Source organism: Nesterenkonia maliinae, from assembly GCF_051262655.1.
Classification (GTDB): domain Bacteria; phylum Actinomycetota; class Actinomycetes; order Actinomycetales; family Micrococcaceae; genus Nesterenkonia.
The window spans coordinates 1-19,275 of sequence record NZ_JBIMEY010000015.1; the positions used below are offsets into that span (position 1 = coordinate 1).

At 62.9% G+C, this 19,275-nt stretch carries 18 protein-coding genes; 3 read left to right on the top strand and 15 right to left on the bottom strand.

Annotation, left to right across the window (positions count from 1 at the left end; genetic code table 11):
• Positions 1–810: 810 nt before the first annotated feature.
• The gene (locus ACHAA4_RS15075; protein ID WP_435775002.1) at positions 811–1,092 is read right to left on the bottom strand and encodes a hypothetical protein; all 282 of its coding nucleotides are present in this window, start codon (positions 1,090–1,092) and stop codon (positions 811–813) included.
• Positions 1,093–1,233: 141 nt separating this feature from the next.
• Between ACHAA4_RS15075 and ACHAA4_RS15080 the strand changes: the two genes are divergently transcribed.
• The 3 genes from ACHAA4_RS15080 (at position 1,234) to ACHAA4_RS15090 (ending at position 4,267) form a co-directional block, all read left to right on the top strand.
• Positions 1,234–3,057: a hypothetical protein gene (locus tag ACHAA4_RS15080; RefSeq protein ID WP_435775003.1), complete on the top strand. Its 1,824-nt coding sequence runs from the start codon at positions 1,234–1,236 to the stop codon at positions 3,055–3,057.
• 318 nt (positions 3,058–3,375) lie between these two features.
• Positions 3,376–3,840, top strand: a complete 465-nt coding sequence (locus ACHAA4_RS15085) for a hypothetical protein (protein WP_435775004.1) — start codon at positions 3,376–3,378, stop codon at positions 3,838–3,840.
• Between the two features lie 49 nt (positions 3,841–3,889).
• Positions 3,890–4,267, top strand: coding sequence for a hypothetical protein (locus tag ACHAA4_RS15090; protein WP_435775005.1), 378 nt, complete (start codon positions 3,890–3,892; stop codon positions 4,265–4,267).
• 17 nt (positions 4,268–4,284) lie between these two features.
• Here ACHAA4_RS15090 and ACHAA4_RS15095 read toward each other — a convergent pair whose 3' ends face one another.
• The 14 genes from ACHAA4_RS15095 to ACHAA4_RS15160 form a co-directional block, all read right to left on the bottom strand.
• The gene (locus ACHAA4_RS15095) at positions 4,285–4,584 is read right to left on the bottom strand and encodes a histone-like nucleoid-structuring protein Lsr2 (protein WP_435775006.1); all 300 of its coding nucleotides are present in this window, start codon (positions 4,582–4,584) and stop codon (positions 4,285–4,287) included.
• Between the two features lie 78 nt (positions 4,585–4,662).
• A complete protein-coding gene (locus tag ACHAA4_RS15100) occupies positions 4,663–4,887 on the bottom strand; it encodes a hypothetical protein (RefSeq protein WP_435775007.1) in 225 nt (74 codons plus the stop codon).
• Positions 4,878–5,615 carry a hypothetical protein gene (locus ACHAA4_RS15105; RefSeq protein ID WP_435775008.1) on the bottom strand — a complete coding sequence of 246 codons (738 nt, stop codon included), beginning with the start codon at positions 5,613–5,615 and terminating at the stop codon, positions 4,878–4,880. Before ACHAA4_RS15105 ends, ACHAA4_RS15100 begins: the two co-directional genes overlap by 10 nt.
• Positions 5,612–6,238, bottom strand: a complete 627-nt coding sequence (locus tag ACHAA4_RS15110; protein WP_435775009.1) for a hypothetical protein — start codon at positions 6,236–6,238, stop codon at positions 5,612–5,614. The genes ACHAA4_RS15105 and ACHAA4_RS15110 overlap by 4 nt, the downstream gene beginning before the upstream one ends.
• Positions 6,238–7,401, bottom strand: a complete 1,164-nt coding sequence (locus tag ACHAA4_RS15115; protein ID WP_435775010.1) for a transglycosylase SLT domain-containing protein — start codon at positions 7,399–7,401, stop codon at positions 6,238–6,240. Before ACHAA4_RS15115 ends, ACHAA4_RS15110 begins: the two co-directional genes overlap by 1 nt.
• 63 nt (positions 7,402–7,464) lie before the next feature.
• The gene (locus tag ACHAA4_RS15120; protein WP_435775011.1) at positions 7,465–7,743 is read right to left on the bottom strand and encodes a hypothetical protein; all 279 of its coding nucleotides are present in this window, start codon (positions 7,741–7,743) and stop codon (positions 7,465–7,467) included.
• Entirely contained in the window at positions 7,733–10,075 is a 2,343-nt protein-coding gene (locus tag ACHAA4_RS15125) for an FtsK/SpoIIIE domain-containing protein (RefSeq protein WP_435775012.1), read from the bottom strand. The genes ACHAA4_RS15120 and ACHAA4_RS15125 overlap by 11 nt, the downstream gene beginning before the upstream one ends.
• Positions 10,072–12,750 (bottom strand): hypothetical protein, encoded by a 2,679-nt coding sequence (locus ACHAA4_RS15130; RefSeq protein WP_435775013.1) that lies wholly within the window; start codon positions 12,748–12,750, stop codon positions 10,072–10,074. Before ACHAA4_RS15130 ends, ACHAA4_RS15125 begins: the two co-directional genes overlap by 4 nt.
• Positions 12,747–15,257 carry an ATP-binding protein gene (locus ACHAA4_RS15135; protein WP_435775014.1) on the bottom strand — a complete coding sequence of 837 codons (2,511 nt, stop codon included), beginning with the start codon at positions 15,255–15,257 and terminating at the stop codon, positions 12,747–12,749. The genes ACHAA4_RS15130 and ACHAA4_RS15135 overlap by 4 nt, the downstream gene beginning before the upstream one ends.
• Before the next feature lie 35 nt (positions 15,258–15,292).
• Positions 15,293–15,826: a hypothetical protein gene (locus tag ACHAA4_RS15140; RefSeq protein WP_435775015.1), complete on the bottom strand. Its 534-nt coding sequence runs from the start codon at positions 15,824–15,826 to the stop codon at positions 15,293–15,295.
• Positions 15,827–15,870: 44 nt separating this feature from the next.
• Entirely contained in the window at positions 15,871–16,095 is a 225-nt protein-coding gene (locus ACHAA4_RS15145) for a hypothetical protein (protein ID WP_435775016.1), read from the bottom strand.
• Between the two features lie 17 nt (positions 16,096–16,112).
• Positions 16,113–17,261, bottom strand: a complete 1,149-nt coding sequence (locus ACHAA4_RS15150; protein WP_435775017.1) for a conjugal transfer protein — start codon at positions 17,259–17,261, stop codon at positions 16,113–16,115.
• Positions 17,258–18,808: a hypothetical protein gene (locus ACHAA4_RS15155; protein WP_435775018.1), complete on the bottom strand. Its 1,551-nt coding sequence runs from the start codon at positions 18,806–18,808 to the stop codon at positions 17,258–17,260. Before ACHAA4_RS15155 ends, ACHAA4_RS15150 begins: the two co-directional genes overlap by 4 nt.
• A 54-nt stretch (positions 18,809–18,862) precedes the next feature.
• A partial coding sequence (locus tag ACHAA4_RS15160) for a hypothetical protein (protein ID WP_494337971.1) occupies positions 18,863–19,275 on the bottom strand: 413 nt, incomplete at its 5' end.

Sequence of the window (19,275 nt, forward strand, 5' to 3'; positions counted from 1 at the left end):
CTGTCAAGGCCGGTGACCGATGGATCGGGCACAGATCGACGCTGGATCGACCCCCGCGGATCGAGCGCGGCGACGCCGGATCGAGGAGGGATCGAGGAGGGCGACGGCAGATCGAGGCCGGATCGACCGGCGCACGGGCCGCGCTCCCCTCCCCCACACTGCTCGGGCCGCTCGGGGGCCGCTGCTCGGGCTCGGCACCTCGGCGCAGCGGCGGGGCGAGCTGCTCGGGCGGGCCAACGCAAGAACCCCCGACAGATGCCGGGGGTTCGCGGTATGCAAGACCCTTCGGGCACCCACAAAGGGCACATAGGGCCTTGCAGAATCAACGCTACCAGCCCCTCTCCCCCGCCCAGGAGCGCGGCCAGGAGCGCCCAGGAGCCCCGCACCCGGCCACCAACCCCCCTACAGGGCCACCAACGGCGCAGAACGGCACACAACCCCGCACAGCAGGCCACCGCAGCGGCGAGCACGGGGCCGCAGCGCGACGGCGGCAGCAGGGCGGCAGCGCGGCAGCGCAGCAGGGGCGCAGCAGGGGCGCAGCAGGGGCGCAGCGGCGCGAGTCTGGCGGAATAACCCACCTCCCCCGGCCCGCCGCGGGCCACAGCCGGCCACCTCCCCAAACCTGACTTGCCCCCCCGCCCGGGGCGCTCCCCCACAGGGGCCGATCAGCAGTCAACGACTGCACAGCAGTCAACCCAGTCACCACAGTCACAGCAGTCAAAAACGGGCGCGACCCCCTGAAAACCAAGGAACACGCCCGCTATATTGACTGCACAGCAGTCAAAGACTGCACAGACTGCCGAGCATTCACTAGAGGTCGTAGGGGTCACTCCACGACGCCTCTGCTCGATCAATCCGCTTGACCCACTCTGCGGGCACCCACGCTGACTGATTGTCGTGGTCGGCATTCACCCACAGAATCAGCACGCGGTCTGCCGTCCAGCGGGTCGCTTTCGCGTCCACCGTGCCCAGGTCAGGGAGTTCCACCCGAACATACGGCTCTCGTCGGTACGGGGCAGAGCGCACCTCCTCGGGGTCAACATGGTGGTCACCGAAGATAAGCAGCTCAGGTAGCGGGCGGAAGGCTTTCACGCGATCAGGATGCCACAGGGAGGGGCGGCGGGATGAACGCAGAGCCTTGAGAAATCAGCCTTTCCAAACGTCGCAATAGTTACGTTTCGTAGTTATCTGGGGTAGTATCACTAGTTATAACAGCTACGGAGTGGAGGCCCCGTGCAGAACATGTCAGCCAAACAGCGCGACCGCGAAAAGTACGGGGAGACCAGCTCCCGCCCTAGGCCGTGGAAGCTTCAGGAGATCACCACCGTCTACATGGATTACGTCACTGGTCAGGGCGTTCTCGATACCGGGGCACCTTTCAAGGCAAGCATTCTGGGTCGCACGAAAAACCCGACCCTGACCGACAAGCTCAATTCCGTCGATCACGCCACGGGAAACCTGTCCCGCGTGAAGATCGTTTTCACGGGGAAGGTGCCACCCAACGACCGGAACACGCGCCACTGGCTTCTCGTGGAGACGAAAGGCTGGGTCGGTGAGCACCACCTCGGAACACCCCCCGCAGGGCGATTCTTCAACACCCTCACCGGCAAGCGCATCGATATCCGCGTCGCCTACGAGTGGTTTGGCGACACCGCCTTGAAGCCCGAGCAGGCGCGCCAGGCCTGGACGCTCCTGTCGAAGATGCTCACCGATGTGTGGAGGGACATCCCGGGTTCACCCTCGGGCTCCCCTCTGCTGATGTCCCCCGCAGCCACTGGCACAAACCTCTGGGCCGCTTCCCTTCCCCCCGGCCTTGACCCTGTGCCCGTGCCCCACGATGTCGCTGAGGAGATCCACGCGACCAGTGGGCAGCACCACCAGGATCATTTCGTCACCGGGCCGGGGATGGACTCTCACCCTGATGTGATCCCGATGATCGACACCCGCGCGGTCTCCTCCCTGCCCGGATTCGCCTATGTCGATGGCCGGTTCATGTACTCCTCGGTGTGCTGGAAACTCGGCACCGGCCCCGGCGTCAGATTGGCCCGCCAACAGGCCTACGACCACTGGATTTCCGACAAGTATTTCCGGGGCCGAATGCGCGTGAAGTTCACCGTCCCGGACAACTGGCAGGGGCCAGGAATCCTCGGAGTGCAGCACAAGAACCCCGCCGACGGCTGGTTCTACCCGAACCGCCCGGGAGCCAAACACACCACCTGGGCGGACGGTTCAGAGCTGTACGTGGCCGATCAGCAGGGCTGGGGGATCGAGCCTGAAGAGGCGATCATCTTCAGCAAGACCATGCCCGCAGCGCGCAAGCGGTTCGAAGAAGGTCAGACCAAGGCCACCCGCAAGGATGTCGAAGCCGCGCCCCTGGATGAATGGGCAAGAAACTTGGTCGTGCTGCGAACAGCCATCATGGAGGAACCCGGGCTCGACGCGGCGATGAAGAAGGCTATCGGCGCCGCTCTCCGCGCGATCCTGATCCAGGGAATCGGCTCTTTCGCCTCCCGAGGGCGTTCAGCCACGAGAACCACGACAGACCCCACGCAGATCCCCTCCGACGTGCATGTGGAGCGCAAGGGCACGATTTTCACGTACCAACAGCCTCAGACGCTGGATGGACGAAACCGCCAGTTCTATCACCCCGAATACACCGCGCAGATCTGGGGCCGCGGCCGCGCGAAAGTCATGAGTTCCAGAGCCTCCGGCGTCTACACCGGGGCGCTGCACGTCGATCCGGCCACCTTGATCGGGATCAACGGCGACGCGATCTACACGACTCGCGCTCCAGAGTGGGCCTTCCCCTCTGAGCGACGCGGCGGCGCAGATGACGGCAAGGTAGGACGGCTGCGCCTTCAGGGTTATCTCGATGGCCCGGTCACTCCTCCCGGATCTCGGATGGAACGGGACACGCTCAGAGCGCGGGCAGTCAAGAACGGCACCCAGACGCCAGACAGCGCGATAGACCAAGCAGAGTTCCGGCTGGAGTTCGAGCCCACAGATGACCGCATGGGCAGCTACGACTCTGCCGACCCCGATACCGAGAGCAACTAGGAGACAGCTATGGCTCGTCCAAGTCCCGAGGATCTCTCTATCGCAGAGCTGGTCACCCGCACGAAACACGACTACGGCATGACCTGGGGCGAAATGGCCTCCCAGCTTGGGCGCTCAGATCGAATGGTGCGCAAGCTCGCCCGGGGAGAGTCATCCGGTGAGTCCTTCAGGCAGTCCCTCACAGAGCTTTACAGCTCGGGGCGGGTTGACCACCTCACGCCGCGTCGTCGTCGCGCAGACGGCTCTCTAGCCCCCGTGCGCGCCCCCCGTGGCGGCGAAACCAAGTCACTCACTCCCACAGATACCCGGGGCCGACGTATGGCCACCGTGCGCCGTGGCCGTTTCTCGGTCACCACGCAGCACCTCGGAGACGGCAATCGGATCGATGAGATCGAGATGCCGGCCACGAAGAACAGTCAGGGGCGCAAGAAGGCCTGGGCCGCGTTCCAAGACCGGATGCTCAGCACCACTAAATCCCAGGCACAGAAGGATAAGCGGGTGCGGGTCACCGTCATCACGCAGGACAAGGATGGGCAGCGCAGAAGCTACCAGATCGGCTCGAAATCGGGCTTTCACGCCTCCGACGTTCGGGCCGATATCAAGTCGGATCACGGTGGCAGCCCCGAGAGCTGGGCGGCTTATCAGTTGTCGGCGGTCTACCCCGATACGGGCGGTTCCATCGTGGGTGTTCAGCTCAGCGTGGCCGACGCCGCCAGGCCCAAAACGGTCAGGATCGAAGAAGATATCGCGCGGACTCGTCGGCGGCGCTGGTCTGGACGATGAGTCAGCCATGCCCTCGCCCCGTGGGACCGACCAACAGGAGCTACACGCCATGACCACCGCACCCGACCGGGCCGAGCTGCTCCCCGGTGATCTGAGATCCGAGCTGCGCCGTTCGATGAATCGCGCCATTGCCGCGACCGCGCCCACTGACCTCACCACGGCGATCTACCAGGCCCTTGCTGTCTCAGATGATGACGCGCAGCTAGCCGGTGAGCTGGTCCGCTCTGGGGTGCTGCGTCAGGTGCTCGATCTCGCGACCTTGACCGATGAGGAAGTGAGGGAATCTCTGGGCTATTCCGCTGCGAGCTTCCGGGCCACGGTCAACCAGACGAAGAGCTTCCCCGAGCCCGCCGTAGAGTCCCGACGCTGGGCCTCCACGGACATCACAGAGTACGAGAAGCACCGCCGATACCGGCAGGCTGACTGAGGGCGGACGCGCTGCGCCTAAGAGGCGTTGCGGTAGGCCTCTACGATGTGCCGGTGAATGCGGCCACGGTCGGCCAGCTCATAGCCGTTATTCTTTGCCCACTCGCGGATCAATTTGGTCTCGTTGTGCTGCTTCTTCGGTGGTTCCGTGGCACGCGCCTTGCGCAGGTAAGGCTTCAGTATCTCTTTGAACTTCTCTGCGTTCTCTGGGGAGAGGTCAATCTCATACCAACGATTGTTGAAGCCAAACGAGACTGTCTTAGCGTCCGGTGAACCGTCCATGTCGTCTACGTGTGTCACTTCAACTTTGCGGGCCATTTCTGCTCCTTTGAGAATTACTTTGAGACTGCATCGTATCTAGCGTTTGATCTGTCGTCGCTATTTCTTAGCCCTAAGTCAGAAGCGGCTGCTCACCCAATCGACCGCGCCGCCCAAGGCAGCACCTCCCCCGAGTCCGGCAAAGAGCATGGCCGCGATCTTGGAGCGCAGCTTTCTCCACGCCCACCGCGCAGCGAAGAGGCCTAACAGAGCCACCGCGATCCATCCCCAGTAAGGCAGCACGTAGGTTTCAGCGGCTTGTTTCAGCCACTCCAGCACCTCACCCCCGGGCATCATTCGCACAGCGCATTCTCGGCCCCCTGCATGTAGAGGGAACTCACCCCGGCTTCTTGGTGCTCGGCGTTGTCTAGATCTGCAAGATCTTCAGCCACCGTCCACGCACCCTGACACTCGTGGTCAACAATCACTCCCGGCACTGAGGCTCCAGTGGTCAAGAAATCCTGATCAACCCAGAATCCTTCAGGATCAGCAAAGGTTCTCATATGGTGCATCAGCCCAGGGCTTGTCTCTGCGTCTTGTCCCACGAACTCGGTGGCGCTATCTGGGCCTTCAATAATGTCTCCAGTCAGACAAAACACGTCTGACTCGGTAGCGATCTTTTCAAACACCAGAGCGTTAGCCAACTCGTCGTAGCTGTACATGCCGATGGTCATTGTGGACTCGTCAAGCCCCTCAGGAGGACTCACCGGGCCTTGGATAAGGGCCAGGTCTACGATCTCTCCGGTTGGCTCTTGGTTCTCATCTGCAAACCTCACGTCGGCAGTAATGGTGGGACACTCCGCAGCGAACCACTCTTGTTCCTGATTCTCTTCCTCCGCGACGGCTGCTTCCTCTGTGTCTGCGGCTTCAGAGCCTTCTGAAGCGTCAGAGCACCCGGTCAGCACCAGCACTGCTGCTGCGGTGGACGCGGCGGCAATGATCCCGCGCCCGATAGTGCTGCGTTGCGTGTGTGCATAGTCCATGGTGTCTCCACTTCTCGATGTCTTGGTGGCTTGGTTCTGCTCGGTCATCTGATCGTTTCCCATGAGTAGTCCGAGATCAGAAAGGCCTCGCCGTCGTCGGGGTCTTCCTCGAAGTTGAAGTAAAAGATCCGGCGCTGCGGCGATTCCGACAGTGACGATCCTCCCGGGTTCATCCACTCCCAGGTCGCTTCTACGCTGACCACCTCGTTACTCGTCGCACGATTCACCTTTACTGAAGGCTCCGAGGTCGCTCCTGCTTCCTGGGCCTGTAGCCACTCGGTGCCCGTGGTGGGACGCTCCGGGGCGGTGATCTCGTCAGCCCGCTCTTCGGTCATCAGGTGCGAGGCTCGAAATTCAGCCTCCGTCTGATTGAAGTCCTCTGCGGGGGTCCAAGTCGTCATGGTCTCTGCGGCCTCGACGGCGAGGATCTCCCACTGTTCGCGATCCTCCAACGGGTCCGGCTCCTGTGCGTCTTCGGCGGGCTCGTCGGTGGGCTCGGGTTCGGGTTCGGGGGTCGCGCTGCTTTCCGACTGCTCCCGGAATTGGGGGGTCTGGGCTTGCTCTTCTGGCGCGGGATCATCCCCGGCCATGGTGACGACAAGCCAGATCATCCCGGCCACCAGGGCCATTCCCGCAAGGATCACGCCGACCGTGAGCAGGCCTTTCCGCATCAGATCACTCCTTTCGCTCGTAGGAACGGTTCAGGATCGATGAGGTTTTCCCACCCGGGCACACTTTCGTCGCCTTCAGGCAGGCCGAACTGGAGGTGCAAGTGGTCTCCCGCCGATGCGCCGGTGTTTCCCTGGGTACACAGCGGCGTGCCGGGGGCAACGGTGTCTCCGGGGTCAACCTGGATGCTGTCTGAGGCGCAGTGCGCGAACTCGACGTGCAGACCGGGTTCGTCGGGCATCTTGCCCAGCACCACCCAGCCGAGCTGCTCCCAGCCGTCGATCACGCCGGTCGCGCGGATCTCGATATCCATAGGGGCGACAACCGTTGAGCCTGAGGGTCCGCCGAAATCGACTCCCCGGTGATCTGAAGATCCGTTCGAGCAGTTCAACGCGGCGGCGATGGGGCAGGACCGGGAACCAAAGTCTGAGGTGGTTGGCGCTCCTGGCATTGGGCTCACCCATTCCCCGGTGCCTAGTTCTCCGATGTCCACACCGATAGGCAGGCAATCGGTGGTGTAAGAGCCCTGCCCGACGCTGAGAATCGCGTCTACATAGTCTTCTGTCTCGCTAAACGGGGGGATTCCCTCGTGGGTCGCGACCGCGCCCGGGCCAGCGTTGTACGCGGCCAGCGTCAGTTCGATGTGGGTCCGCTCATCATCCCCCGCATAGGGCTCCACCTCGTCCCACAGCACGCCCATATAGCGCCCCTGAGCGGCTATTGCGTCATCTGGGTCAAAGGGGTCGCCGCCTCCGCCGTGCGTGTCCCACGTTGCGGGCATGAACTGGGTCAGCCCTTGTGCGCCGACGGATGAGACTGCATCCGGGTTCCAGCCTGATTCTTGGTCGATCTGTGCTGCGAGCACCTCGACCGCCAGTCCTGATTCTGCCGAGGCTGACTGGAGCGCGTCGCGGTACTCCTCCGGCACTGTCTCCAGTGCGCCACTCTCTTCGCTGCCCTCGTCCTCGTCGGCGGGCTCGTCGTCGTCGCTGTCTCCTGCGGTGGTGACGGTGGGGGCTTGGCGGCATTGCGCGGTGGGGGTCGATTGCTGCTGAGATCCACCAGCAATCGACATGAACACCATGAGAATCACAGTTCCGCCCAGGAGGATCACGGCCAGCAATCCGGCAGCAACGCCGATCACGATCTTCTTTGTTCCCGTCATGCCGCCCCTCCCCTTTTCATATGCGCAAACAGCCTGCTCTAGTTATAGTACATAGTTTATGTATTATGCGGTTCGGCGGGTCATTCCGATGATCTTGGCCGCGAACCACGTCAGAATCACCAAGACCAGGACGGCCACGATGATCCGGGGGAGATCCAGGCCGACTCCCGAGATCGCCACCAGGGCCTGCGCTGACGGCACCACTACCCCGTGCTCTAGAAGCCACTCGACGGCGACAGTTGAACGCGCCGTGAGCCACGCAAGCACGGAGCCTCCGAACACGAACACCGCCCCGATGGCGATCAGTACCAGCCACACTGTTTCGTTCTCGTCAGTCTCCATCTGCGTCTCCTCCGATCAGCACCGCGTCTTCGTTCTCTAGCTCGATCACGTGTTCTACTCCGTCGTCGGTGTAGCCAGTAATGACCACGCCGGTCTCGGTGGGGAGCACCTCACCGACGAGAATTTCTTCCGTCAACTCATCGCAGCTCAACCGTTGGTCGGGGCGCACTTCGGCTGCCGTGGCGGGATAGCTCTCACCTACGGCTTCTTCTGTGAAAAAGGATTCGGCGGGCTCGATAGCCGGGGCTGTCTCCATGCCACTCGGGGTGCTCTGCGCGGGCACCTTCTCGCGGCTGCGCTTGGCCGCGATCCGCTTGGCGTTTTTCATCATCGGATCGTGAGACGGCATGAAGGGTGATTCCTGTACGGCGGTCACCAACCGGGCCACCGGATCACCGGCAGTGGTGTTCCCGCGAGGGGCGGGAAATAGGGCCAGTGCTTCGGCCATGTTCGCGGCGACCTGCAACTTCAGCTCCTGCACCTCAGAAGCATTCGTGCGCTGCTTCCTCAGCTCGCGCGATTCCGGCGAGGACACCGGATCGAACTCGACCGGCTTTCCCTCCGCGTCCACCACGGGTGCGCTGAGAATGTCCGCCCAGGTCACGCCTACGGATTCATCGGATGGCACTGCGTCGGTGACGAGCTTCTGCGTGTGGAACCTCTGCTTGGGCCACTGCGCCGCCACCATCCCCGCGTGATAGTCCCCTGCGTCGGGATCGGGGTTGGCGGTATAGGCGACCTGAACTTGGGTCGGAACGTTGTTGATTCGACCGATAGCACGCCCCGTGATGTCGGGGACTTGCCGGCCTATTGCGCCGTTGCCCCACATCATCACCGAGCCATCTGCTGACTCCAGAGCACCCATTGAGATACGAGCGCCAAAGTTGTCTCGGGCTTCACCGTTGATGATGGTGGTATCCGGGCGCTGGAGCCCGTAGACCAGGTGAACTTTCATCGACCGAGCAAGCCGCGCCACGTTGTCCAGCCACTTCATTGCAGGAGACTTGCCGGTCTGCTTTGTCCGGCCCTTCACTTCGTCCCACCGTTCGTCCATGAAGTCGCGTAGGGCCGTGACTTCATCGATCACGATGGCAATGGGATCAAGGTCGGCTTTGGTGATCTCGCGCTTCCGCAACATCTCCATTCGCTGATCCATAATCTCGCGAGCCTGGTTCACCAGACGGATCTGTTCATCGACCCGCTGGGCAAGAAATTCGACGTTGGGGTAGCCCTCGTAGCCGAGGAATTCGATGCGCTTGCCGTCGATGAGCCAGACGCGCCAACCGGCCTGGCACAGGCCCTGAATCACACCATGCAGAGCGACGGTCTTACCTTTACCGGTCTGCCCAACGATCATGCAGTGCGGGTTCTTGGAGGGATGCCACACGACTTGCTCTCCCCCGTCTCCAACGGCGATGGGGAGCTTGAAACGCTTGTACGCCTCATCGTCAGTAATCAAGGGCTGATGCCGAGCAGGAGGCACCACGACGGCAGGCAGGGGGATCTTTCGCTTGAACACGATCTGGTCTGCCTGAGCGTCTACCTGCACGCTGAAATCTGAGCCCGGAAGCCGGGTGCGAAGCTGCGCGATCGTGGTCTTCTTCTTGTTCGCCAGAGCAAGCTGCTTGCCATCTGCCGCGGTGACCAGGATCTCTGCGAGGTAGTCCTCTTTCTCAGGTGTTTCCTTCCAGGTGAACCGGCAGGTTGTTCCCTCTCCGAGGAGATCCGTTGCGGCGTCCGTGAAGCGGCGTTCCTGTTTCTGGGCTTCGGTGAGATCGTCTTTCTCTGCCTCGACCACGTAGCGCGAGAGCACGATGCGCCGCCCCGGCTTGGTCTTCTTGTCCTCGATCCGGTAGGTCGCCCCGGCCATCACGGCGACCGAGCTGACGACCTTTTGGCGCACCTTCGGATCGTGGTTCAGGTCGGGCAGTGGTGGCTGACCAGGGACGGCCCGGATGATCACTTTCCGCGGAGCGGTCGGGGTCAAGACGCTGCCGAACTGATACCCGGTGGTCTTGACTGATCCGCGCGGCAGTTCGACGCCTGGGAGCCCTGCCGCCACAGCGGCCCGGATCTGGGTGGGGGTGACTTCGTGGGCTTTCCAGTGCCGGTGCGCTGCGATACCCATTGCCACCACGCCCAGCACGCCTGCGCAGATCACGAGAGTCTGTGGGACTACGCCCATGCCCGCGATATTGGAGATCGCCCAAGCACTCGCGGCCCAGAGCAGCGCCCAGGCCACGGTTTTTCCGGTGCGTGACCGACGTGGCGCGTACAGCTCTTGGGACCGAGACAATACCGGTTCCTCAACACGAGTTCGGCTCTGCTTCATCGCGGGTCACCACCTTTGATCGGGCGCGGCCCCGGGCTCGGTTCAGGGCTCGGGCTGGGTGTTTCTGGCCGGGGTGCGGGTGCTGCCGGTTTCGACGGCGCTGCCGCCTGTGTGACCTTCACCTGTGCTGCGGGAATGCTGACTTTCTCTTGTGCCACCTTCGGGAGCGGCTCTGCGCTCCTGTGAGCCGTTCCCACGGGGCGCGGGGGTGAATATGAGCCATTGCCCCCTAGCGGCTGTGAGGCGCGCAGCGGCGGGCTCGCGGGGGCCGGTGCAGGGGTCGGTGGCGTCCCCGGGGTGCGGGGCGGTGCGCTCGGCTGCGCGGGGCGCGGAGTGCTGGCGATCAGCTTCCGTGAGGGAGCAGGCCCAACAGCACCAGCAGAGCTAGAGACGTTCCACCCGCGCGCAACCGTCTGGGCCTCCGTGCGGGGAGTTGTCATCGCTTCAGGTTTCACCGTGACGGCCTTGGCCCCGGTGGAGGAACGCACCGAGGAGAAGCGGCCCGCGGGGAGCTGCACGCTGCGCACGTTGGGGTTCCGCACTGGCACCACTGGAGACTCTGATGGCACGGTGTGTGCGCTGCCAGTCGGGCGCGCAGTTGTCGCTGCCGAGACTGATTCCGGCTGCGAGGTTGCTGCCTGGTTCGACAGTCCCCCCGAGGTGGGCGCTGCCGCGTGGGCACCGGCCTTCTCTGGCAGTTCGGGAGCGCGGTGGAGAGACGGATCAGCGGCGACGCGACCGAATCCGCCAGTCGCAGAGGGTCCAGCATCATCGGGACGGTCCTCGATCCGGGACACCGGCCCTGCCGGAACCTGCGTGACCATAGGCCGCGATCCCGACTTGCCGGGGGCTCCGGCGTCGCTGCCGTCCTGATTGATCACCCTTCCCTCTAGTGGCTTCGGTGCTGCACTCTGGCCCGCTGCGATACCCGGAACGCGGGAGCTTCCCGACGCGCCGATGGCTCCTGCTCGCACGGGGCCGACCGCAGAACTCTTCGCCACATTCTGACTTGTCCCTGAGTTCTTGGCCTGGCTGGCGGGCTTGGTCACCCGCGCCATGGCCTTCTGCGTTGCCATCGTTCCGGCAGTGACTCCAGCCTGACCGATCAGGGAAGTTCCACCCGTTGCCGCCGCTGCACCTGTGGAGACCACGGCCTTAGTCAGAGCGCGGGTGCCACGCTGGCGCAACTGGTGGCGGATCGCCTCACCGGCCACCCGTTGCCCGGTGTTGCCGAGCTGCTTAGCCCGAGTTCCGAGCTGTGAGGGCTTGTCCTGGCTGGCCTTGCCCAGTCCCAGCCGTTCTGCCGCGTGACCGGCCCTGTTCGCCCAGTCCTTCATCGCCTTATAGGCCTTGAAGAAGACGAAGATCATAAACGCCGAGATCACTCCGATCACCGGAGAGACCATCGTGTGAGCCTGTGAGGGCAAGACATTGATGATTCCGGTGATCGCGCTGAGCAGCACCCCGAAGATGATGATCATCACCGCGATCAGCCCGACCTGCCCGAGGAACTGGAGAGCTGCCGCCACGAACTTGAAGCGGTGGTAGGGCGAGAAGAGCGCGAGGTGCGCCCGCACGATGAGGTTCAGCAATCCGAAGAGCGCCAAGATCACCACCGCGAAGATCGATGCGACGAATGATCCGATGAGCAGGGAGATCCCGAGCAGTCCGATGCCAAACAGCGCAATGAAACCGTTGGTGCCGGCTGAGGCTTCTGGAACGGTGTAATCGGCACCTTCCAGGCATCCGGTGATGCTGTCGCGGATCTCGTCTGCATCTGCCCCGCTGAGGCGGTCGTCTCCGGTGTGGATGGCGTTCCAGGAGCTGCCGCAGGTGCTCCCGTCGTTGCCTCCCGTGTGGTCGTCCAGGTCGGTGCCGAAGCTGGTCATCATGAACGGGGTCCGCAGCATGAGGTCTGTGAGTGGCCCCGAGGTCGGGTCGGTGCCGACCGCGCTCTGGTTTGAGCCCGAGCTGATGTCCCCGCTGATCTCTTCTCCCACGTCCGCGCTCGACTGCACCCACCCGTTGTCCCCGGCCAGAAAGTCGGACGGGTTGCCGATGGGAGTAGTGATGAGCGCGCCGATGAAAGCAACGACGAGGCCTTCCACGATGGCCGAACCGATCCGCCCTTTGAGCACCCCGATTGCGATCACTATCGACGCGACGGCGAAACCGAAGGCGATGATCTGTCCGTCTGACAGAATCCCGTCGATGGTGTTGGCGATGAGGATGAACGGCGAGGCGATCCAGTCCAGCCACACGAAGCTCAGCGTGAAGTTCACCAGGGCGATGATCATGAAGGCCAGGAAGCCGTAGCCCGTCCAGAGCAGTTCCGCGATGAACCCAGCCGCAGATCCGTTGGTGTCGAAGAATCCGCCCGTGTTCAGCATGAGCTGGCTGTAGGCCGCGACGGGAACCCCGTTGGAGTCCGTGACCCCATCCAGGGGCAGGTTGTATGTCCGGGAGTCGCTGCCCTGCATGACTGAATTGGCCTCGTCGGAGGCCATGGCGATCCCGGTGTTCAGGAACGCGCACATGGTGGTGAAGCAGAGCAGCAGGACTGCGATTCTGGTCTTTCGGTGGACTTGGAAGAACCCCCACACCGACAGGGCCAGATCAAGGCCCTGAATGGACCGCGCGGGGCTGCCGGTACTGGTCAGAGAGTAGATGCTCACGCTGCCGCCACCTGCCGAACCTTGGGAGGCGTGGTGGAGACCGTCTTGCGGCGGTTCTCAGCCAGCGGGCCGACCGTGCGCATCTTTCCTACCCGGCTCAGATGATCGCGGAAGAGGCACTCTCCGCGGCGGTGCGCGGGCACCTGTCCATCCTCTCCGAAGGGGCTGAGCTGCTTGGTGACTAGCTCCAGATATTCCGGCTGCACGTAGGACTCTGAGAGCCACCTGAGGTTCTCTCGGGCCTGGTCGTCGTCGCGGTGGCGGAAGACGAAGCGCAGCGGGATAAGCCCGCGAAGATCCGAGTCTCCGAGTTCTGCCGCAGCGTGAGTTCCGAGGCCGACCGCCCCCTTGTGCTTACGTCCGACCTTCAGCATTTCTTTCACCGTGGTCTTGCCGTGGGGAGAGTTCGTCATGTGGTGGGCCTCGTCCACGTTGAAGAGCACTTCCTGGGAGTCATCGGCAAACATGATCTCTCGGGCGATGTGGGCCAAGTAGGCGTAGATCGCTGAGCCCATTTTCTTCTCGTCGCTGACGGCGGTGATCTGGCTCTCCAGCTCTTCTTTCTCGGGCAGTTCCAGACCGTGAGTGGCGAAAACTGTGGCCTGAGCGTCGAACTTCAGCACCGGAAGATCGGTGTTGAAGAAGGTCTGAGCGAAGTCGATATTGATGAAGCTGTTCATCCCTCGTGCGATCTTCTTCCCCAGCTCGCGGTCGTTCTCTGCAAGCTCTTCCCCGGAGTTGAAGTAGTCGTAGAGCGCCCGCATGGACGTGATCTCGGGGAGATCCCCCGAGGAAATGTCCTTGATGACCGAGTTCATAAGCAGCTTTCGCTCGTCACCGCCGTAGGGGCTGTAGGACATGAGCGCTTCAAAGAAATTCTGGGTCGGGCGGATCATCTTGGGGGTCTGGCCGTAGAGGCGGATCGGGTCAATCGAGACGCTGGGGTTCATGAAGTCGATGACGTTGGCCGTGGTCAGTGACTTCGCCAGGGCGACCCACTCTTGGTTATCCGAGTGGTCGACGCCGATGAAGACGCCGCCCCGGTCGATGGTGTGCGCCGCGACGGTCTTCTGGAAGAACGACTTTCCGCAGCCAAGCTCCCCGACACAGGCGTAGCTGCCCGACATGTCCGCCATCGTCATGTTCCCGAGGGAAAGAAATACCGGGCTCGGTCGGCCCGTGGTGATGTTGATTCCTGCCCTGAATCCGTGCGTCGCCCCGATGGTGTCCTGGGAGAGCGGGATGCCCATGGCGAAGTTGGTTCCGGTGGTGATCTGTGAATACGCCGCCGAGACCGGCGAGACGGTGGAGCCCGGCCAGCAATCCCAGAACAGGGCGCGCTGACCGGCCACGGGCGCATCGAGAATCCAGTCGTTTTCCTTGTAGATGTCCTGAAGGGATTTCATCTGCTGCTGGGCCTCTTCAGCCGTGGACCCCGAGGTGGAGAACAGGATCGATGCAGCTACCTCGACCTCTCGGTCTGAGGCGTTGAGCGCCTTGGAGTAATCCCGCAGCGCCGAGCCTGACTTGTCCATGTCGGCGTCCTCGTCGGTCAGAGAGTCCCCGGTGCTGCCCCGCTGGCGCGCCTGGTCCTTCAGGTTGCGCTCGGCGCGACGGTTGCGGGCCTTGACCTTTGCTGCCGTGGTGATCGTCATCCGCAGGCAGTAATCCACGTCTTCAGGCATTGATGCGGCGGCGTTGATGAACTCTGCCCCGGGGAACACAAAGCCTGCTTGGGGGGCGAGGCCGAGGGCGCTGTACTGCTGGTAAGACGGTTCGGTGGTGGGGGTTTGGACCTTCACGAAACGGTTCCGCACCGCTTGGGCCTGGGGGAACTTGCTATCGGGGTAGTCGGACATTCCCCCTTCATCGATCAGCGGTTCGGGGATGACCGAGGCCACGTTGACCCACCCGCCGAGATCCTCTCCGAGGGGTCCGCGCGGGATGGGCTCTGAGGGTTCAGCGCCCTTGGTCATCTGGTGGTGGGCGATCCAGCGCAGCGCGCTAATCCCCGCGGGGGCCGGATCAAAGGCGGCGGGGATACGTCCGCCGATGGCCTTCATCCGGGAGATCCACCGCTGAAGCACGGCGTCTGAGGGTGGGGTCCGGTGGAGCCCGAGCTTCTCGCGGCCCCACTGTTCCGTTGCCGTGATCGCCTTGTACCTCCACTGAGCCCAGGAGAGATCCACCAATGGCGCAATGAGGAAGTAGGCGCGCTCCCCTGCTGGGTAGACCGATAGTTCCTCGTTGGTCAGTGCGCACTCGCGCAGCCACTGCTCGGAGGGCTCCTCTACGTCCTGGAGCATCTTGTTCATGATCACTTCTGGACTCATCGTCGCGACGATTCCCAAGATGGTCAGTTCACCGCGCAGCGCCTGAAAGAGGTTCTGGTGCTGCTCCTTGACCTTGATCTTTTCCTTTGTCGCGGCCTCACCATAAGGTCGCCCAGCAAGCATCCACACCGCATACGGGGCTCCGGTGCGGGTGACGAAAATGTTCCCGCGCATCCACTGAATAGGCTGCCGATTCGTTATTGCCATGATTAGCGTTCCTGTCCTGAAATCATTCTGCGAAGTTCTGGCGTGGACTGAGCGTTTTCGTGGACATCGGTCCAGCCAAATCCCGTGACGATGACTCGGCCCTGATCTGCTGTCTTGGTTGAGTCCGACTTCTCTTGCTTGTCCTGCTGCTTCTTCCAGCTCGGGGTGAACGTCACTCCGAACTTTCGGCGGGGAAATTCCCGCCCCCCCACCATTCCGTAGCGCGAGGTTTTCAGGAGATCCGAAATGCTGTTGAGCGTGTTCAGAGGTGACCGGCGCGAGGTGGGAAGTTTCCCCGTGACCCACACCGCTGCCCAGGCGATTCCGACGACGAGAAGGGTGTAGGGGATCCAATGGACCGCCCAGATTCCGCGGGTGACAAAGCCTCCTGCGAGGACTGCGACCGCGACGATGAACTGAGTGACGGTGTACGGCCCGCCCGGGATCGCGGTCCCGTCGTGGAAGACACCGATGACCTGCTGAAAGTGGCGTGAGGCGGTGTAGAACTTGCCCGTCTCTGTCTGGTTTTCACTCATGCGTTCCCTCCCCTCTCTGGGGCTCACTCAGTTCGGGTGTGCGGTTAGAAGATGATCAGGCCAAGTTCGGCTTCAAACAGGCCGGAGAAATTCACGACGATGACGCCGATAGCCGCGACCAGCGCGCCACCGATGCAGGCCGTGATGATTCCGGTGATGGTGGGCTTTCGGACTGATCCGAGAATGGCGATGACCAGGCCGATCACGACAAGCGCGGTGGTGATGAGGTTTCGGACGTCTCCGAGAAGTCCATTCAGAAAATCAATCATTGTATTTCTCCTTGTTTTTATTCTTCGTTTTCTTCTGGATCATCTGATTCAGAAGGGTCTTCGGTTTCAAAGGCTGGTTGGTCCTCGATCTCGGCCAACTGCGGTGAGGCGTCGATGCTGGTGATCTCCCACCGGCCTCCCCTGACGGACAGGGAGAGGTAGTAGGTGCCAGGGCGCGCCCCGTCTGCTGTGGTGAGGTCCACATCTGCTTCTACTTGGACCTGATCGCCGTTGTCCGGCTCTTCAGGCACTTCCTCTGTGGCCCTGACGGCGGTCACCGAGATCTCGTCATAGGGGGCTGGTTCGATGGGTTCGATGTCGGTGTCTGGGTGGGCATAGAGGCTCAGCGGGTTCGCCTGGTCCTCATCCCCATAGGCCGCATAGGCGGAGAGGAAGCCTGAGATCTGTTCGGTCAGCGCGTCGTCGTCCACGTCTTCGCTGTAGCCGGTTTCCACGTCCTGTCCGGCAGTCGGGGAAGCTATCGGCGTGGGCCATCCCACGGCGGTCAGATCACCCTCGGGATCAACTGCGATGGTGACCTGATACCAACTGCGCTGCCAGACCCTCTCCAGCTCCTCCTCTTCGGGCTCGGGGTCCGGGTCGGGTTCCGGCTCGGGCTCTGAACTGCTGGCAGTCTCCGCGCCGCCCGTCTCGTCCTCGTCGCTGTCGTCGGTCCCGGCAGGGTCATAGCGGACGCTGGCGGCGATGAGCGCGGTAAAGGTCTGGTTGTCGTGGTCCTCCACCGAGGCCACGGCGAGATCGCGGTAGGCCGTTTCGGTGTCTGCGTTGATCTGCTCACGCCCAAAACCTGCGAGATCCTCGCTGTCGTCGCGGGTAGAGCGCAGCCATGCGGCCACGTACTCCTGCGCGTAGGTCCCGGCCTGCTGCGCCTGCACGTCGTAGCTTTCCTGGGCCACGACTTCTTCTCCTGAGTCTCCGAGCAGCATTGATCCAAACGCGACCACGGCCCCTGCGAACATGAACGCCACCAGTAGCCAGGCCGCGGCGATTCCGGCCTTAGGGGCGCTCTCCATGAGCGTTGTTCCGGTCCCGGTGACTGACTCGTCTCGGCGCTGGGCCTTCTTGGACTTCCGGGAGTTCAGACGCTTGTTTTTCCGCCCCGTCTCGGGGGTAGATGACTTGCGGGTTCTCTTGTCTCTGCTCACGCTGCGTTCACCCTCTCCAGTGCCTCGCGGGCCGCGTCTTGGACGGCGGCGTCAAGATCGGCAGGCAGGGACTCCAAGCGCTCGACAAGCTCTGTGGTCATCGTCTGCCGGTAGTCGGTCGCCCAAGCAGCGCACCCGGTGAGCGGTGGCTGAATGGCTTCGAGCGCCTCGATCAGCGCGGACGGTTCGTAGCGTGCGGGAGAGGCCAGGGCCTGAAGGATCTGCTGGTGATCGGTGGAGAGTTCCGGCACGGTCCAGGAATCGGCGTCGGCCTCGACCTCGACGTGTTCTGTGATCGCGGCCTTCAATCGGCTGCGCCGCTGCCGAGCGGTGTTGCCCTCGGTCTCTTTGCCAGGCCAGATGCACTCTGAGAGTTCCTTCACCGGCATCTTTCCCCCGCGCAGATGCAACAGTGCCACCGCATCAGCGGCCTTCCCGAGCAGCGGCGTAGAACGGGTGCGCACCTCGGGTTCTCCCAGAAGAGAGAGCTGAAACTCTCCTAGCTCCACCTGTGCTGTGGGGCTCCCAGCAAGAGCTGCGGACCCCTCTGGGGAGAGTCCGCCGGCCTCTTCTGTTTCCTCGTCTGCTGGCGCGGTGTCGGCTGGCAGGGAAGACAGGAAGTCATCAAAGCTTTCGTCGGTGACTCCGGCCAGAGCCTGTTCCTGATCCTCTTGGAAGTAGGCCCAGAGAACCTCAATGAACTTCCACTTGGTGTCGTCGCCGTAGGTCAGGTGAATGTCGAAGCTGAAGCACTGCGGTTCCAGTGCGGCGCGGCCCTGTCCCTCGTCGGCAAAGAATGCTGCCCGCTCGTCGTGGGAGTCCATCACCAGTCCGGTGCGCGGTCCCCGGACCTGCTCGAAACGATCAAGCGACGTGGAGTCTGATCCCCACCAGTAGATCGTGGCCGAGTAGTCCTCCAGAAGGGCCGGGGTGATCTCCTCAAACTGATCGAAGGTCAGCACGTTTCCCGGGGGGTGGACCTCTCGGGTGCCGATCTTGATCTTCTCGCCAAGCTCTCCGTAGCCCACCAGGATCAGAAGCTCGTCGTCGTTCCAGGTCTCATAGGCCTTCTGGAGAACGTGGCCGATCATCACGGCCTGTACGAACCGTTCTTCGCCCAGCAGCCCAAGGCTCCGAAATGACTGGGTGCTGTAGAGCACCGCTTCACCGTTCTCGGGGTTGTTTCCCGGGGAATACAGGCCCAGCAACTGCGGCGACCACCCCTCGGCGGCGTCAAGATCCGCTATGTCTCGGTGCGCGATCCTCCAGGACTTCGGATCAACCTCGTCTTGGACCCAGGGCGCAGACAGCTCGGGCACGTCCTCGAAGGTCAGACCCACCCAGTCATGCGAGATCACGCCCAGCATTGCGCACGGGACATCGGGACGGCCCGCAAGGTAGTGCGATATGCCGTTCATCGCGACCTGGGAGGGGCTTGGATCTTGCCGGGTCAGTCGCTCAAAGGCGTCTCGCACGGGGCGCGGCGCATTGTCGATTGATTCCCGCCATTGCAGGAACTCCTCAAATGACTCACTTCCGTGGTTCATCTGGTGCCTCCGATTTCCGGTAGCTGGGCGGGTTTCATGGGTGGTCTCCGAGACTTAGCGGGTGGACCGCTGGCGTAGGCGGGTGGACCGGATCTTCAGGGCCACACCTGCCCCGAGCAGCACGACCGCGAGCAGAACCCCGGGGATGGCTGCGCTCGGGCCGGTCGCTGCCAGGTGCTGAGACGCTGCGCGTCCTTCTGTGCGATCCGTCCCGGTGGGGGTCTCTGCGGCGGTCTCTTGACCTGGGGCCGCAGCGGACTCGTTGGATTGGCCCGTGGAACCTGAGGACAGATCCTGCGCCGACTCTGACTGTCCATCAGGTGTCGGTGCGGGGGCCGGGGCGGCTAGGGAGTCCTCCCCTTCCCCCTGCTGCGTAGTTGATTCGTCCAATCCATCCCCGGGGGCGGGGGCGGGCACGACGGCATCAGCAGCAGAGTCAGGTTCCACGGGTGGCTGTGCGACTCCTG

Excerpts from the sequence above, each read along its gene's own strand:
- ACHAA4_RS15090 (WP_435775005.1), top strand. The coding sequence starts at position 3,890 with ATGACCACCGCACCCGACCGGGCCGAGCTGCTCCCCGGTGATCTGAGA.
- ACHAA4_RS15110 (WP_435775009.1), bottom strand. The coding sequence starts at position 6,238 with ATGCGGAAAGGCCTGCTCACGGTCGGCGTGATCCTTGCGGGAATGGCC.
- ACHAA4_RS15120 (WP_435775011.1), bottom strand. The coding sequence starts at position 7,743 with ATGGAGACTGACGAGAACGAAACAGTGTGGCTGGTACTGATCGCCATC.
- ACHAA4_RS15135 (WP_435775014.1), bottom strand. The coding sequence starts at position 15,257 with ATGCGCGGGAACATTTTCGTCACCCGCACCGGAGCCCCGTATGCGGTG.
- ACHAA4_RS15155 (WP_435775018.1), bottom strand. The coding sequence starts at position 18,808 with ATGAACCACGGAAGTGAGTCATTTGAGGAGTTCCTGCAATGGCGGGAA.
- ACHAA4_RS15145 (WP_435775016.1), bottom strand. The coding sequence starts at position 16,095 with ATGATTGATTTTCTGAATGGACTTCTCGGAGACGTCCGAAACCTCATC.
- ACHAA4_RS15105 (WP_435775008.1), bottom strand. The coding sequence starts at position 5,615 with ATGACCGAGCAGAACCAAGCCACCAAGACATCGAGAAGTGGAGACACC.
- ACHAA4_RS15125 (WP_435775012.1), bottom strand. The coding sequence starts at position 10,075 with ATGAAGCAGAGCCGAACTCGTGTTGAGGAACCGGTATTGTCTCGGTCC.
- ACHAA4_RS15095 (WP_435775006.1), bottom strand. The coding sequence starts at position 4,584 with ATGGCCCGCAAAGTTGAAGTGACACACGTAGACGACATGGACGGTTCA.
- ACHAA4_RS15085 (WP_435775004.1), top strand. The coding sequence starts at position 3,376 with ATGGCCACCGTGCGCCGTGGCCGTTTCTCGGTCACCACGCAGCACCTC.
- ACHAA4_RS15140 (WP_435775015.1), bottom strand. The coding sequence starts at position 15,826 with ATGAGTGAAAACCAGACAGAGACGGGCAAGTTCTACACCGCCTCACGC.
- ACHAA4_RS15115 (WP_435775010.1), bottom strand. The coding sequence starts at position 7,401 with ATGACGGGAACAAAGAAGATCGTGATCGGCGTTGCTGCCGGATTGCTG.